The 13,917-nt window shown below is 74.1% G+C and carries 12 protein-coding genes; 8 read left to right on the top strand and 4 right to left on the bottom strand.

Annotation, left to right across the window (positions count from 1 at the left end; genetic code table 11):
* Positions 1–2 precede the first annotated feature (2 nt).
* The gene (locus AB0C17_RS23555) at positions 3–608 is read right to left on the bottom strand and encodes a hypothetical protein (RefSeq protein WP_357480495.1); all 606 of its coding nucleotides are present in this window, start codon (positions 606–608) and stop codon (positions 3–5) included.
* Between the two features lie 305 nt (positions 609–913).
* On the opposite strand from AB0C17_RS23555, the gene AB0C17_RS23550 reads away from it, so the two are divergent.
* The 7 genes from AB0C17_RS23550 (at position 914) to AB0C17_RS23520 (ending at position 9,413) form a co-directional block, all read left to right on the top strand.
* Positions 914–3,262: a nitrate- and nitrite sensing domain-containing protein gene (locus AB0C17_RS23550; protein WP_357473560.1), complete on the top strand. Its 2,349-nt coding sequence runs from the start codon at positions 914–916 to the stop codon at positions 3,260–3,262.
* Positions 3,262–3,684 (top strand): roadblock/LC7 domain-containing protein, encoded by a 423-nt coding sequence (locus AB0C17_RS23545; protein WP_354871081.1) that lies wholly within the window; start codon positions 3,262–3,264, stop codon positions 3,682–3,684. The genes AB0C17_RS23550 and AB0C17_RS23545 overlap by 1 nt, the downstream gene beginning before the upstream one ends.
* On the top strand, positions 3,674–4,063 hold the full coding sequence (locus AB0C17_RS23540; RefSeq protein WP_357386162.1) for a DUF742 domain-containing protein: 390 nt from the start codon (positions 3,674–3,676) through the stop codon (positions 4,061–4,063). The genes AB0C17_RS23545 and AB0C17_RS23540 overlap by 11 nt, the downstream gene beginning before the upstream one ends.
* Positions 4,044–4,646, top strand: coding sequence for an ATP/GTP-binding protein (locus AB0C17_RS23535; protein WP_357386164.1), 603 nt, complete (start codon positions 4,044–4,046; stop codon positions 4,644–4,646). Before AB0C17_RS23540 ends, AB0C17_RS23535 begins: the two co-directional genes overlap by 20 nt.
* A 105-nt stretch (positions 4,647–4,751) precedes the next feature.
* Positions 4,752–5,786 (top strand): lactonase family protein, encoded by a 1,035-nt coding sequence (locus tag AB0C17_RS23530; RefSeq protein WP_357473557.1) that lies wholly within the window; start codon positions 4,752–4,754, stop codon positions 5,784–5,786.
* A gap of 177 nt (positions 5,787–5,963) precedes the next feature.
* A complete protein-coding gene (locus AB0C17_RS23525) occupies positions 5,964–7,718 on the top strand; it encodes a VWA domain-containing protein (RefSeq protein ID WP_357386168.1) in 1,755 nt (584 codons plus the stop codon).
* A 213-nt stretch (positions 7,719–7,931) separates the two neighbouring features.
* Positions 7,932–9,413 carry a sugar transferase gene (locus AB0C17_RS23520; protein WP_357473555.1) on the top strand — a complete coding sequence of 494 codons (1,482 nt, stop codon included), beginning with the start codon at positions 7,932–7,934 and terminating at the stop codon, positions 9,411–9,413.
* 9 nt (positions 9,414–9,422) lie between these two features.
* Here AB0C17_RS23520 and AB0C17_RS23515 read toward each other — a convergent pair whose 3' ends face one another.
* The gene (locus AB0C17_RS23515; protein WP_357480492.1) at positions 9,423–10,553 is read right to left on the bottom strand and encodes a PP2C family protein-serine/threonine phosphatase; all 1,131 of its coding nucleotides are present in this window, start codon (positions 10,551–10,553) and stop codon (positions 9,423–9,425) included.
* A gap of 95 nt (positions 10,554–10,648) precedes the next feature.
* Here AB0C17_RS23515 and AB0C17_RS23510 point away from each other — a divergent pair, with 95 nt between their 5' ends.
* On the top strand, positions 10,649–11,164 hold the full coding sequence (locus AB0C17_RS23510) for a MarR family transcriptional regulator (RefSeq protein WP_357480490.1): 516 nt from the start codon (positions 10,649–10,651) through the stop codon (positions 11,162–11,164).
* A 1-nt stretch (position 11,165) separates the two neighbouring features.
* Here AB0C17_RS23510 and AB0C17_RS23505 read toward each other — a convergent pair whose 3' ends face one another.
* On the bottom strand, positions 11,166–12,173 hold the full coding sequence (locus AB0C17_RS23505; protein ID WP_357480487.1) for a cobalamin-dependent protein: 1,008 nt from the start codon (positions 12,171–12,173) through the stop codon (positions 11,166–11,168).
* A complete protein-coding gene (locus AB0C17_RS23500; protein ID WP_357480484.1) occupies positions 12,170–13,891 on the bottom strand; it encodes a PP2C family protein-serine/threonine phosphatase in 1,722 nt (573 codons plus the stop codon). Before AB0C17_RS23500 ends, AB0C17_RS23505 begins: the two co-directional genes overlap by 4 nt.
* Between the last annotated feature and the right edge of the window lie 26 nt (positions 13,892–13,917).

The following is a 13,917-nucleotide window of genomic DNA, read 5'->3' as shown; positions in this document are numbered from 1 at the left end:
CCTCAGCGGCTCGGGACGTCGTGGTCGTGGTCGTGGTCGGGGTGGCGCTGCTCCGGCTGCTGCGTGGAGGTGGGCACCGGGTCCTCGCCGAGCAGGTCGGCGAAGAGGGCCCGGTAGTGCACCAGCGCCTGCCGGAGGTCCTCGGTGCCGGCCTCACCGCGCTCGTTGCGCTGCCGGATCTCGTGGGCGTCGCGGTAGTGGGTGAGGGTGCGGGCGTGCTCGACGGAGAGGTGGGCGATCTGGTCCGAGAAGTCCCCGGTGGGGTATCCGCGCTCGGCGATCAGACGGCTGACCAGCTCGTCGGCCTCGCCGACGGTCTCCGCGGGGGAGTCGACGAAGCGCACCTGGAGTTCCTCCCAGGCGGCGGCGTAACGGGCCCGGGACTCCGGGCTCAGTGGGGTCAGCTCCAGCTCGGCGTGCCGGCGCTCCCGTTCCCGCAGCTCGCGCTCGGCGGCGCTGCGGCTGTCCTGCTCGGCGACGGCCCGGTCGTACTCGGGGCCGAAGCGCTCCCGGAGCGCCCGGCGGCGGCTGGCGACCACGGCGACCGCGACGAGCGCGGCGATGACGGCGACGACGATGACTATGACGACTACCTGGGTGGACGACATGGCTCCTCCTTCGCACGCTGGTATTCCCTCGTGCGGGTGATCGCCAATCCCGTTGTGCGGCACTTTCCGCCCCGGGCCGGAAAAAGGTGCGGTGTCGCGACCGCCCGTCCGGTGCCGGGCCGGTGTCCGACTGCGCCCGTCGTGCCCGTCTCGGACCGTAGTGAGAGCCGAGACGGCCGGTAGTGCATCCGCCCCGGATTACGTATCCTGCCCAAGGCGTCCGGGCCGGGGCCCGGCGTCGTGGCCGGCGAACGTGACGGCCGCTGCCGGCGCCACCGAGCGACACCTTCCCGGGCGAGGTCTGATTGAACACCCGTGACTGGCCGATCCGCGCCAAGCTGACCGCGCTGGTCATCGGCCCGGTGACCGGGCTGCTGGCCTTGTGGATCTTCGCCACCACGCTCACCTTCGGGCCCGCGCTCGACCTGCTCTCCGCGCGTACCCTCCTCTACGACCTGGGCCGTCCGGGCGAGACCGTGGTGGCGGAGCTGCAACGGGAACGGCGGCTGTCGGTGGTCCAGCTCGCCGGTGACAGCGCCCTCCCCGAGCTGGTCGAACAGCGGGTACGCACCGACGACGCGATCGTCGAGCTGCGCCGCAAGGTCGACGGCGAGGACCTGCGCGACGTCGCCGACGCCCAGCTCGACAACCGGCTCGACCACCTGGTCTCGGCGCTCGACGCGCTGCCCGCGGGGCGCTCGTTCATCGACGACCGGACGGTGGACCGGGCCGGCGCCGTCGGCCTCTACAGCGGGATGATCGGCTCGGCGTTCCAGGCGTTCGGCGCGATGGCGGCGCTGCCCGACGCGCAGCTCAACCGGGAGGCCACGGCGCTCACCTCGCTGGGCCGTTCCCGGGAGCTGCTCGGACAGGCCGACGCGCTGCTGGCCGGCGCCGTCACCGCCGGACGGTACGGCGACGGCGAGCACGAGCAACTGGTGCGTACGATCGAGAACCAGCGCTTCCTGGCCGAGATCGCGGTGGCCGAGCTGCCGTCCGGGGAGCGGGCCGCGTACCAGCGGATGATCGAGGGCGCCGGGTTCGGCAGGCTGCGCGCGCTCCAGGACAGCCTGATCCGCTCGCCGGCGCTGCCCGCCCGGTTCGACATGCGGGCGTGGGACACCAGTCACGCCGAGGTGTGGCAGAGCCTGCGCGACTTCGAGCTAAGTGGCGCGGACGGGCTCGCCGAACGCTCGGTGCCGATGGCCACCCGGATCCTCGTCCAGCTCGCCCTCGCCGGGGTGCTGGGCCTGATCGCGATCGTGGTGTGCGTGCTGGTGGCGTGGCGGGTCGGCCGGTCGCTGGCACAGCGGCTGACCGGCGTACGCGCCGCCGCGACCGAGGTGGCCGAACGCCGGCTGCCCGACGTCGTGGCGCGGCTGCGCCGGGGCGAGGAGGTCGACGTGGCCCGGGAGGCGCCCGAGCTGGACCACGGCGGCGACGAGATCGGCCAGGTGGCACGCGCGTTCAACGAGGTGCGCCGGACCGCTGTCCGCGCCGCCGTCGACGAGGTGACGCTGCGCCGCGGCTTCAACGAGGTGATCCTCAACCTCGCCCGGCGCAGCCAGGGACTGGTGCACCGGCAGCTGGCGCTGCTGGACCGGCTGGAACGGCGTACCGAGGACCCGGACGAGCTGGCCGGGCTGTTCCAGGTCGACCACCTGGCGACGCGGCTGCGGCGGCACGCCGAGGACCTGGTCATCCTGGCCGGGGCCGCGCCCGGACGAGGCTGGCGGCGGCCGGTCGCCGCTGTCGACGTGATGCGCGGCGCGATCTCCGAGGTCGAGGCGTACGACCGGGTCGACGTGGGTGAGGTGGCGACGGCCGGGGTGCTGGGCCGGGCCGTCGGCGACGTGATCCACCTGCTCGCCGAGCTGATCGAGAACGCCACCGCGTTCTCCCCGCCCGGCACCCGGGTGGACGTCACCGGCCGGAGCGTCCCGGGCGGCTACACCATCGAGATCACCGACCGGGGACTGGGCATGTCCGCCCCGGCCCTGGCCGAGGCCAACCGCAAGCTGGCCGAGCCGCCGGAGTTCGACCCGTCCGGCAGCGCCCGGCTGGGGCTGTTCGTGGTGGCACGCCTGGCCGCCAGGCACGGCGTACGGGTGGAGCTGCGGCCGTCCCGCCCGGCCGGGATCGTCGCCGCGGTGTTCGTACCGTCGGCACTGATCACCGACGAGCCGCCGGTGGGCGCGGACGCCTCCGCCGGGCCGGAACGGCGGCGCCTGGCCAAGGTGACCCGGCTGACCACTGTGCCCCGGCCGGGCCGTCCGGGCCGTTCCGGCCGGGACCGGTCGGAGAGCACAGTGGTGTCGTTGCAGTCGGCGCGCGCCTCGACGGTGGAGCCACCCGCCGACGACGACGGCCTGCCCCGCCGGATCCGGCGGCGCGGCGCGACGGCGCGGCCCCGCGCCGCGGTCGCCGACACCCCGGCCCACCGCACCCCGGAGGAGGCCCGCCGGGCCATGTCCGCGTTGCAGGCCGGCACCGCGCGCGGACGCCGGGACGGCTCGCGCGGCGCCGGGACCAGCCCGGCCACCCCCAGCACCGAGACGCGCGACACCGGTACGCCGTCCACCACCGTGGGGCCGCCTGTGGAGCCCGCCCCGCCGGCGCCGGACCAACGAACCGCGACTGAGAGGGACGCCTAGTGGTGCACACGACGCGGCAGAACGCCGATCTCGACTGGCTGCTCGACGACCTGGTGGAGCGTGTCCCCGCCGCCCGCCAGGCGGTGGTGCTCTCGGCGGACGGGCTCCTGCTCGGCGCCTCCACCGACCAGGACCGCACCGACGCGGAACACCTGTGCGCGCTGGCGTCCGGCTTCTCCGGCCTGGCCAAGGGCGCCACCCGGCACCTGGGCGGCGGCGCGGTCCGTCAGACAGTGGTGGAGATGGAGTCGGCCTACCTGTTCGTGACCGCCGCCGGGCAGGGTGCCTGCCTGGCGGTGGCCAGCGACGCCGACGCCGACATCGGCCTGGTGGCGTACGAGATGGCGATGCTCGTCATCCGGGTCGGGGAGAACCTGGCCGCGCCGAGCCGGGCGGCGGGGGAGCGGGCCGATGCGCGCTGAGTCGCCCGGGCCGCAGCACGAGTGGCTGGACTCCGACGCCGGCCCGGTGGTGCGCCCGTACACGCTCACCGGGGGGCGTGTGCGCCCGCCGGTCGACGGCTTCGACCTGTTGGCGTTCGTGCTCGCCACCCCCGGCGCGGACCCGGCCGGGCGGCCCGGTCTCCAGCCGGAGCACCGCCGCCTGACCGAGCTGGCCCGGCGGCCGAAGGCCGTGGCCGACCTCGCCGCCGACCTGGACCTCGCCGTGGGTGTGGTCCGGGTGCTGCTCGGCGACCTTCTCGCCCAGGGGCTCGTCGCGGTGCACCGGCCACCGGCCACCGCGTACCTGCCCGACGACAACATCCTCAAGGCGGTGGTCAGTGGACTCCGTGCGCTTTGACCGGGAGCCGGAGGCGCCGCGAGTGCCGCTGGCTTTGAAGATCCTCATCGCCGGTGGCTTCGGCGCCGGTAAGACGACGCTGGTGAGCGCGTTGAGTGAGGTCCGGCCGTTGCAGACCGAGGAGGTCCTGACCGGGGCGGGGCTCGGCACCGACGACGTGTCCGGGGTCGAGCAGAAGTCGACCACGACCGTGGCGATGGACTTCGGCCGGATCACCATCAACGACGACCTCCAGGTCTATCTGTTCGGCACCCCGGGGCAGGACCGGTTCTGGTTCCTCTGGGACGAGCTGGCGTTCGGCGCGCTCGGCGCGGTGGTGCTCGCCGACACCCGTCGGCTGGCCGACTGCTTCCCCTCGATCGACTACTTCGAGCAGCGGGGCATCCCGTTCGTGGTGGGCGTCAACTGCTTCGAGGGTTCCCGCCGGTTCGGGCTGGAGGCGGTCCGCGACGCCCTGGACCTGGACCCGGACGTCCCGCTGGTGCTCTGCGACGCCCGGGACCGGCAGTCCGGCAAGCTGGTGCTGATCTCGCTTGTCGAGCACGTGGCGCGGCAGCGCGGCGAGCCGGTGCCGGTGGGCTGAGCGGCCCGCCGCGAATCCCGCCGGCGGTCACGGGACTGATCGGCCGCCGGAACGGGAAGCCTCTGGTTGGATCTGCGGAGACAGGACCGACGGAAGGTGGGAGCGGTGACCGGGCAGGACGAGATCGTCCACATCGGCGGCTACACGGCGCAGACGGGCGGGCGGGCCGAGGGCGTCGTGGCGGCCCGGCGGGACCGGGCGACCGGGGAACTGACCCCGCTGGGTGTCGTGGCGGTCACCCCGTCGCCGTCGTTCCTGGTGCGGCATCCGGCGCTCCCGGTGCTGTACGGGTGCAACGAGCTGCCGGACGGGCTGGTGAGCGCGTTCCGGGTGGCCCCGGACGGCGACCTCACGCCGCTGGGCGTACGCGAGACGGGTGGCGCGGAGCCGTGCCACCTGGCGGTCGCCCCGGACGGGCGGCACCTGTTCGTGGCGAACTACGGCGGCGGCAGCGTCGCGGTGTTCGGCCTGGACGCCGACGGCGTGCCCGGGGAGCGCACCGATCTGGTCCGGCACTCCGGCCACGGCGCCGACCCGCAGCGGCAGGAGCAGGCGCACTGCCACATGGTCTCGCCGGATCCGGCCGGCGACGGCCTGCTCGCCGTCGACCTGGGCACCGACTCCGTCTACCGGTACGACCTCGACGCCGCCACCGGCCGGCTGGCCGAGCGGGAGCCCCGGGTGCGGACGGCGCCCGGCACCGGGCCCCGGCACCTGGCCCGGCACCCGGACGGGCGGCGCTGCTGGCTGGTCGGTGAGCTGGACGCCACTGTCACCGCGTACGAGCTGACGCCGGACGGGCCGCGGCAGCGCACCCGGGTCGACGCCAGCGGCCGGACCGGGCACGTGCAGCCCTCCGAGGTGGCCGTCGGGCCGGGCGGGCGTTTCCTCTACGTGGGCAACCGAGGTGTGGGCACCGTCGCGGTCTTCGCGCTCGACGGCGCCGCGCCGGAGCTGGTGGCCGAGGTGGACACCGGCGGCGAGTGGCCCCGGCACTTCGCGTTCGCCGGGGAGCACCTGTACGTGGCCGACGAGCGGGCCGACATGATCAGGATCTTCCGGGTCGATCCGGACGGCGGGGTGCCCGAGCCGGTGGGGGAGCCGGTGCCGGTGGCCAGCCCGACATGCGTCCTGCCGTGACCGGACGGTCACGCACAGGTGGTCCGAAGTGGATTGACTTCACCTTAAATGACTGACCAGTAACTTAACGTATGAGTTAGCTGATCAACTGTTTCTGCTGCGTAACTTTCGTCCGAACGGTTGTGGTGGTAACCCCACGAGGTACGCAAGATGGTCACCGTGTCTGGCCGCCATCGCATGCGTTCTCACCTCCGCGGAGCAGGTGCCGCCGCCGTGGCGGCCGCCCTGGTCGCCGTCGTAGCCGGCTCCTGGTTCGGCTACCAGCAGCTGGCCGGCCCGAACTGTTCGGGCCGGATCGAGCTGTCGGTGGCGACCGCCCCGGAGATCGCCCCCGCGGTGCGTGCCGCCGCCGACCAGTGGGTCTCCGACGGCGCGGCGGTGGGCGGCACCTGCATCGCGGTGAACGTCTCCTCCGCCGAGTCGGTCGAGGTGGCCGCCGCCGTGGCGAGCAAGCACGGCGCCACGCTCGCCGGTGTCGGGCAGGCCAGCGGCACCGCCGTCACCCCTGACGTCTGGGTGCCGGACTCCTCGACCTGGCTGGTGCGGCTCAAGAGTGGCGGGGCCAGCGCGTTCGCGCCGATGAACGGCGCCTCGATCGCGCGCAGCCCGGTCGTGGTGGCGCTGCCCGAGCCGGTGGCCTCGCGCATAGGGTGGCCGGACAAGCAGCTCCGCTGGTCCGACCTGCTGACCCAGGTCACCGCCAGCAAGCCGCTGCGCGCCGGGATCGTCGAGCCGACCCAGGACGCGGCCGGCCTGTCCGGTCTGCTGTCGCTGACCGCGGCGGCCAGCTCCACCGGCGAGTCCGGCTCGCCGAAGGCGCAGGAGGCGATGGTCGGCGCGCTGCGGGCGCTGGCCACCAACCGTTCCTCGCTGCGGCAGGACCTCCTCGCACGGTTCCCGCGCTCGTCGGACCCGACGGCGATCGCCAACGCCCTCGGCGCGGCGGCGCTGTCCGAGGAGGACGTGATCGCCTACAACAGCACCAAGCCGCCGATCCGGCTGGCCGCGCTGTACCTGGAGCCGCCGCCGATCTCGCTGGACTACCCGTTCGCGGTGCTGCCCGGCATCGAGCCGACCAAGGCGTCCGCCGCCAAGGTGCTGTTCGAGGTGCTGCGTACCCCGGGGTTCAAGGACCGGCTGGCCTCCCAGGCGCTGCGCGCGCCGGACGGCAACTGGGGGCGGGGTTTCCAGGCGCCGACCGGCGCGCCGAGCCCGGCCAACGGCGGCGCGCGCCAGGTGCCGCCGTCGGGTCAGGGCGGCGCGGCCGACCTCGACCCCGGCGCCATCTCGACCGCCACCACGACCTGGTCGGTGGCCACCCAGTCGGGCCGGATGCTCTGCGTCATCGACGTCTCCGGTTCGATGAAGAAGCCGGTCGCGACCGCGAACGGCGCCAGCCGGGAGCAGGTCACGGTGGCCGCCGCGAGCCAGGGACTCGGCTTGTTCGACGACTCCTGGTCGATCGGCCTCTGGACGTTCTCCACCAACCTGGAGGGCTCGCAGGACTGGAGCGAGCTGGTCGGGATAAAGCCGTTGTCCAGCAACCGGGGGGCGTTGCAGCGTGGCCTGGCCTCGATCAAGCCCTCCAACGGCAACACCGGCCTGTACGACACCATGCTCGCGGCGTACAAGAAGGTGCAGCAGGACTGGGAGCCGGGCAAGGTCAACTCGATCGTGCTGTTCACCGACGGCAAGAACGAGGACGACAACGGCATCTCGCAGAAGGCGCTGCTGGACCAGTTGACCAAGCTGCAGGACGACGAGCAGCCGGTGCAGGTCATCATCATCGGCATCGGCACCGAGGTGAACCGGGCCGAGCTGGAGTCGATCACCAAGGTCACCGGCGGCGGCGCCTTCGTCACCACCGACCCCAGCAAGATCGGCGAGATCTTCCTCCGCGCGATCGCGCTCCGCCCGCCCGCCCCCCGCTGACCTGAAGCTCAGCGCTAGTCTTCCGCCGTACCGGATTTCCGGTACGGCGGAAGACTTCCCGGTCAAGACCCGGGATGAGAACTGACGGTAATGCGTCCGAATCAATCGGTAACCATAATTGTCCAGGCATGATGACCGGGTGCCTCGACCGCGCGGGCTCCACATCGGAGCCGGGCGGGGACGAGGCGGTCCTGAGCGAAGTGGGGAGGGCCGGTGACCTCGGCGACGCTGTTGACCCCTGCCACGTCGTCGCGACCCGGTGGTGAACGCCCGGGCAAGACGACGCGGGCTGCGGAGCGGGCCTACATCCGGGTCCTGGTGGTGCTGGACACCGCCGTGCTCGCCGTGGCCATCCTGGTGGGCTACCTGGCCCGGTTCGGCGACGAGGAGCCGACCGGGTCCGAGATCCCGTACGTGGTGGTCGCCCCGGTGCTCCTGCTGGTGTGGCTCGTCTCGCTCAAGGCGATGCGGTGCTACGACGACCAGGTGCTCGGCTACGGCGCCGACGAGTACCGCCGGGTCAGCGCGGCCAGCATGCGACTCGCCGGCGGCATCGCCATCGCCGGCTACATCGCCGACGTCGGCGTCTCCCGGGGCTTCCTGGCCATCTCCTTCGCGGTCGGCACGGTCGGCCTGGAGGTGGCCCGGTTCGCGGCCCGCAAGCGGCTGCACCGGGCCCGCGACCGGGGCGCCGGCTGGTCCCGCAAGGTGCTCGTGGTGGGCGACACCGCGCACGTGCTGGAGCTGGTGCACACGCTGCGCCGGGAACCGTACGCCGGCTACCAGGTGGTCGGCGCGTGCATCCCGGACGCGCTGCTCGCCCCGGTGCCGCAGCGGCTGGGCGACGTGCCGGTGGTCGGCAGCTTCCGGGGCATCCCGGAGGCGGCCACCGCGATCGGCGCCGACACCGTCGCGGTCACCGCCTCCGGCGAGCTGACCGCGACCCGGCTGCGCCGCCTGGGCTGGCAACTGGAGGGCACCGGCGTCGACCTGGTGGTGGCGCCGGCGCTCACCGACGTGGCCGGTCCCCGCATCCACACCCGTCCGGTCGCCGGCCTGCCGCTGATCCACGTCGAGGCGCCGGAGTTCCGCGGCACCCGCAAGCTCGTCAAGGGCTTCGTCGACCGGTCGATCTCGCTGATCGCCCTGCTCATCCTGGCGCCGCTGCTGGTGGTGATAGCGCTCGCCATCAAGATCGACAGCCGTGGCCCGGTGCTGTTCCGCCAGACCCGCGTCGGCCAGGGCGGCGAGGAGTTCGGCGTCTTCAAGTTCCGCACCATGGTGGTGAACGCCGACGCCCTGCTCGCCGAGCTGGCCGCGCGCAACGAGACCGACGGCCTGATGTTCAAGATGCGCGACGACCCGCGCGTCACCCGGGTCGGCCGGCTGCTACGCAAGTGGTCGCTGGACGAGCTGCCCCAGCTCGCAAACGTGCTGCTCGGCCAGATGAGCCTTGTCGGTCCGCGCCCGCCGCTGCCCTCCGAGGTGGCCCGCTACGACGGTGACGTGGCACGCCGGCTGCTGGTCAAGCCCGGCATGACCGGCCTCTGGCAGGTCAGCGGCCGGTCGGACCTGAGCTGGGAGGACGGCATCCGGCTCGACCTGTACTACGTGGAGAACTGGTCGCTGGCCGCCGACCTGACCATCCTCTGGAAGACGTTCGGCGCGGTGCTCAACAGCCGCGGCGCGTACTGAGAGGGCGGGTCAGGGCTGCGGCCCCAGCCAGTCCAGGCAGACCACCACCGCGTCGTCCACCAGGTCACCGGCGACGAAGGCCCGCAGGTCGCCGATCAGCGACCGGACCGCGTCCAGCGGCTCCATCGGCCCGGTCCGGCGCAGGAACCGGTCCAGCGCCGCCTCGCCGTAGCGCGCCTGCTCCGTGGTGGCGTCGATGACGCCGTCACTGACCACGAAGAGGCGGTCACCGCGCTCCAGCCGGAAGCGCTGCGGTCGGTAGTCGGTGCCCTCGAACATGCCGAGCGGGAACTGCTTGTCCAGCTCCTGCTCGGTCACCTCGCCGGCCCGCAGGCGCAGCAGCCGGGGCGAACCGGCGTCGACCACAGTCATCTCGCCGGTGGCCAGGTCCAGCTCCACCAGGAGCACGGAGACGTGCTGTTCGCCCCGGTGCTGGGCGTAGATGGCCTGGTCGGCCAGCGCGGCCTGGTCGGCCAGGTCCAGCCCGGCCCGGCGCGCGTTGCGCAACGCGTACGTGGCCAGCGAGGCGAGCAGTGCGGCGGCCACCCCCTCGCCGTAGCCGTTCAGCACCGCCAGCCAGAGCCGGTGACCGTCGTCGGACCAGTCGAAGCTGTCCCCGCGCACCGCGTACGCCGGCTCCAACTGCCCGGCCAGGCTGAACGACGGCCGGATCCGGCTGCGCCCGGGCAGCAGCTCCCACTGCATCTCGGCGGCCAGTGTCAGACGCCGGCTGCGCCGGGCCGTGCGGTAGATGTCGGTCGTCGCCATGACCGCGCTCAGCTCGTGGCCGAGCACCGTGGCGATGGTGCCCAGCTCCCGGCGCGCGTGCGGGTCGGCGGGCACCGGCGACACCTGGAGCACGCCCCGGCGTTCGCCGCGCATGCCCACCGGGAACCAGCCGACGCCGTCGGCGAACACCGGCTCCTGGTGGTCGAAGGCCCGCCAGGCCGGGTGACCCGGCCCGGTGAGCGACGGTCCGTCGTCCAGCGGCAGCAGCTCGGCGAGCCGGTAGTCGACTTGGTAGAGCGCGGTGCGGGTGACGCCGTACGTACGCGCCAGCTCGGCGGCGAGGCGGTCCACGATGAGATCCGTCGGTGCCTCGGTCAGGGCCCGGCGCGCGTGGCCCTCCGCTCCGCTCATCTTTGCTCCTTTGCACAGGTCGCCGGGCAGGTCCGGGGAGTAGTCTCGGGCCCACCATGACCGAAGAGCGCGGTCCCCGGGGACCTGAAACGAGTATGTCCGCCGCCTTGGACGAGGCGGCAGGCACCTTGCTCGCCGTCTGGGAGGCGGCCCGGGAACGCACCACCAGCCGGCTGTCGAGTGCCCAACTACGCGCGATCATGGTCGTCGAGCAGTATGACGGCATCAACCTCCGCCGGCTCGCCACGCTCACCGACATGTTGCTCTCCTCCGCCAGCCGGCTGTGCGACCGGCTGGTCGCGGCCGGGATGCTGGAACGCGAGCCGGGCCGCTACGACCGGCGGGAGATCTCCCTGCACCTCACGCCCGCCGCCATCCGGCTCCTCGCCGAGCTGCGCGCCGACCGGCGGCACCGGCTGGAGCGGATCCTGGCCGGGATGAGCCCGGAGGGCCGGCTCGCGCTGGTGCGCGGCATGCGCGAGTTCGACGAGGTGGGCCGGCGCGGGGAGGCCATGGTGGCGGACGGCTGGCCGATGCTGCAACCCTCCGGGGAACGGATCGGCGACCCGGCCCGGCCGTCCGGCGAGCCCTCGGTGGCCCGTACCGCCTGACTCAGCCGGCGTGGGCGGAACCGCCCGGCGTGCCCTCGCGGGCGGCCCGCAACCGCGCCGCCACCCGGGGATGCTCGGTCAACGCCCGTTCCAGCGTGTCGAGCACCTCGTCCAGCAGCGCCCGGCCGCCCCGGGATGTGAGCGCCTCCTCCTGCCACCCGACGAAGTCGCGCAGCAGCCGGTCGTCGTCCACCCGTACGGCCGCGATCAGCGCGTCCACCAGGTGCGCGATGCCGGCGGCGACGTCCTCGGCGGTCTCCTGTGGTGGGTTCACAGTGGACAGGGCGAGCCGGACCAGCTCACGCCGCCGGTGCAGCACCGCCACGTACGAGTCGTCGGGCGGGGGCGGCGGCGCACCGGTGTCCGTTGCCGAGCGTGGCCGGTCCAGCAGCGTGACCGCGTCCCGGGCGCTGGCGCCCCAGGCCGCCGCGCCGATCGTGGTGGCCCACCGGCCGTCCGAGCCGAAGCCGGGGCCACCGGCGAGCACCGGCACCCCGGCCGCGCGGCTGGCCTCCACCATCCGTGCCGCCCGGACCAGCCGGTTCGGCTGCACGCAGCTCAGCAGCACCGCGTCCGGGCCGGTCTGGTGCAGGTAGGTGACCAGGTGCCGGGCCGGCACGCTGGCCCCGAGGAACGTCACCCGCCAGCCGGCCGCCCGGACCACCTCGGCGACGATGCGGGCGGCCAGCGCGTGCCACTCGCCCTCGACGCAGGCCATCACGACGTGCCCGCGTCGCGGTGCGCCGATCGTCGCGCTCACCGCGTCCACCACCTGCTCGCTGACGTGGGTGGCGGCGTGTTCCTGGGCGACGCTCCACGACCCGGCCAGCCAGCGCCGGCCGATCTCCCGCTGCGCCACCGCGACCAGGTCGACCAGGACGTCCGCGACCGAGAAGCCGTCGGCCAGCAGGCCGCGCGCCAGTGCCACCGCACCGGCCCGGTCGGCGGCGTCCAGATGATCGAGGTACGCGGTGAGCGCCTCCGGCCCGATCCGGCGCTCGGCGCTCACCCGGCCGCCACGGCCAGCATGGCGATGTCGTCGTGGGGTTGCCCGTCCAGCCACTCGTCGACGAGCTGGAGCACTCGCTCGACGAGCGCGGCGGGCGGAAGCCCGGCACCGGTGGCGAGGGCCTGCCGCAACCGGGCGTCGCCGAACATGGCCGGCTCGGTCGGGCCGCCACGGGCCTCGGTCACCCCGTCGGTGTACGCCAGCAGCAGGTCGCCCGGCGCCAGCCGTACCTCGGTGCCGGCGATCCGGGCATCGGTGAGCGCGCCCACCGGCATGCCGCCCACCCGGACCGTCTCGACCTCGCCGCCGACACGGACGACGAGCGGTGAGGGGTGCCCGCCACCTGCGAGCCGGACCAGCAGCCCGCCGTCGGGTTCGCGGCGTAGCGCGCCGAGCAGGAGCGTGGTGAACTGGGCCCGGCGGGCCGCGTCGGGGGCGTCCAGCAGCGCCCGGTTGAGCAGCGCCAGCAGCTCCCGGGGGCGCTGCTCGACCAGGCGCAGGGTCTGCAACGACTGCCGCACCCGTCCGGTCAGCACCGCCGCGCCGACGCCCTTGCCGCAGACGTCGCCGAGCGCGAACAGGCCGCCCTCGCCGGTGGGGAACAGGTCGTAGAAGTCGCCGCCGATGCGCAGGCTGTCACCGGCGGCGCGATAACCGCCGGCGAGCGTCATCCCGGGCAGGCGGGGCAGCTCCGGCGGGAGCAGGCTGTTCTGCAGCACCCGGGCCAGGTGGGCCTGTTCGCCGTACAGCTCGGCGGCGGCCAGCGCGGCGCCGGCCCGGCCGGCGAACTCCCGGGCCAGGGCGATCTCACGCTTGTCGAAACCGGGCCGCTCCGGGCGGCGGGCCAGCACCAGCGCGCCGGCCGGACCACCGGCGCTGGGCATCGGGCTGATCAGCACGGTGCCGGGGCGGCCGAACCCGGCGGGCAGCACCTCGGCCAGGTCGGCCAGTTCGGCGTCCAGCCAGGGACTCGGTTCGGTGAGGTCGCCGTCGAGCGCCTCGACCAGGCCGGGCACGGACTCCACAGTGGGCCAGCCGGCCAGGCCGGCGACCGGGCCGGGGTCGCCGGTGGCGTACCGGATCCAGTGGGGTTGGTCCTCGGCGGGCGGCGGCGGGCGGTGCACCACCACGGCGGCGTCGGCCAGGTAGGGCACCGGCAGCGTCACCGCGGTACGCAGCGTCTGCTCCCGGTGCAGGGACAGCCCGAGCCGGCTGCCCGCCTCGGCGAGGAACGCGGTGCGGGACCGTTCGGCGAGCAGCGCGTCGGTGCGCGCGTGTTCCTCGGTGACGTCGCGGACGTACCAGGCGTTGCGGTCGTCGGCCAGGGGGCGCCGCAGGCCGCGCAGCCGCCGGCCGTGGTGGTCGGTCTCGAACGCGTCCGACCCGGCGACCGCCGCGTCGGCCAGGGCCGGCACCCGGCACGCGGCCAGGTCGACGCCGGGCGTCACCTCGGGGAGCAGGTCGGTGGCCATCGCGTTGACGAGCGTGACCACGCCGGCGTGGTCGATAGTCACGACCGCCTCGGCGAGCCCGTCCAGCAGCTCCCGGGCCAGATGGCCGTCAGCCGGGAGCGCGGCCTCGGCAAGCCGCCGGGGCCGTCTCCGCGGGGTGTGTCCGCCGCCGCTGACCGGCCCCGCGACACCGCCCCGGCGCGCGGCGGTCACCTCCGGTGGCCGGGCGCTTCGGTCGGTCGACCCCTGCGCATGCTGTCGGTGCACCCCTCGCTCGTGGACACGTTGCCTGG

It is taken from the genome of Micromonospora sp. NPDC048887, assembly GCF_040649715.1.
GTDB lineage: Bacteria > Actinomycetota > Actinomycetes > Mycobacteriales > Micromonosporaceae > Micromonospora.
This window is presented reverse-complemented; position numbering and strand designations above follow the sequence as displayed.

What these genes read in the sequence shown, in the direction of transcription:
- AB0C17_RS23555 (WP_357480495.1), bottom strand. Translation starts at nt 608, where the DNA reads ATGTCGTCCACCCAGGTAGTCGTCATAGTCATCGTCGTCGCCGTCATC.
- AB0C17_RS23540 (WP_357386162.1), top strand. Translation starts at nt 3,674, where the DNA reads ATGCGCGCTGAGTCGCCCGGGCCGCAGCACGAGTGGCTGGACTCCGAC.
- AB0C17_RS23525 (WP_357386168.1), top strand. Translation starts at nt 5,964, where the DNA reads ATGCGTTCTCACCTCCGCGGAGCAGGTGCCGCCGCCGTGGCGGCCGCC.
- AB0C17_RS23515 (WP_357480492.1), bottom strand. Translation starts at nt 10,553, where the DNA reads ATGAGCGGAGCGGAGGGCCACGCGCGCCGGGCCCTGACCGAGGCACCG.
- AB0C17_RS23510 (WP_357480490.1), top strand. Translation starts at nt 10,649, where the DNA reads ATGTCCGCCGCCTTGGACGAGGCGGCAGGCACCTTGCTCGCCGTCTGG.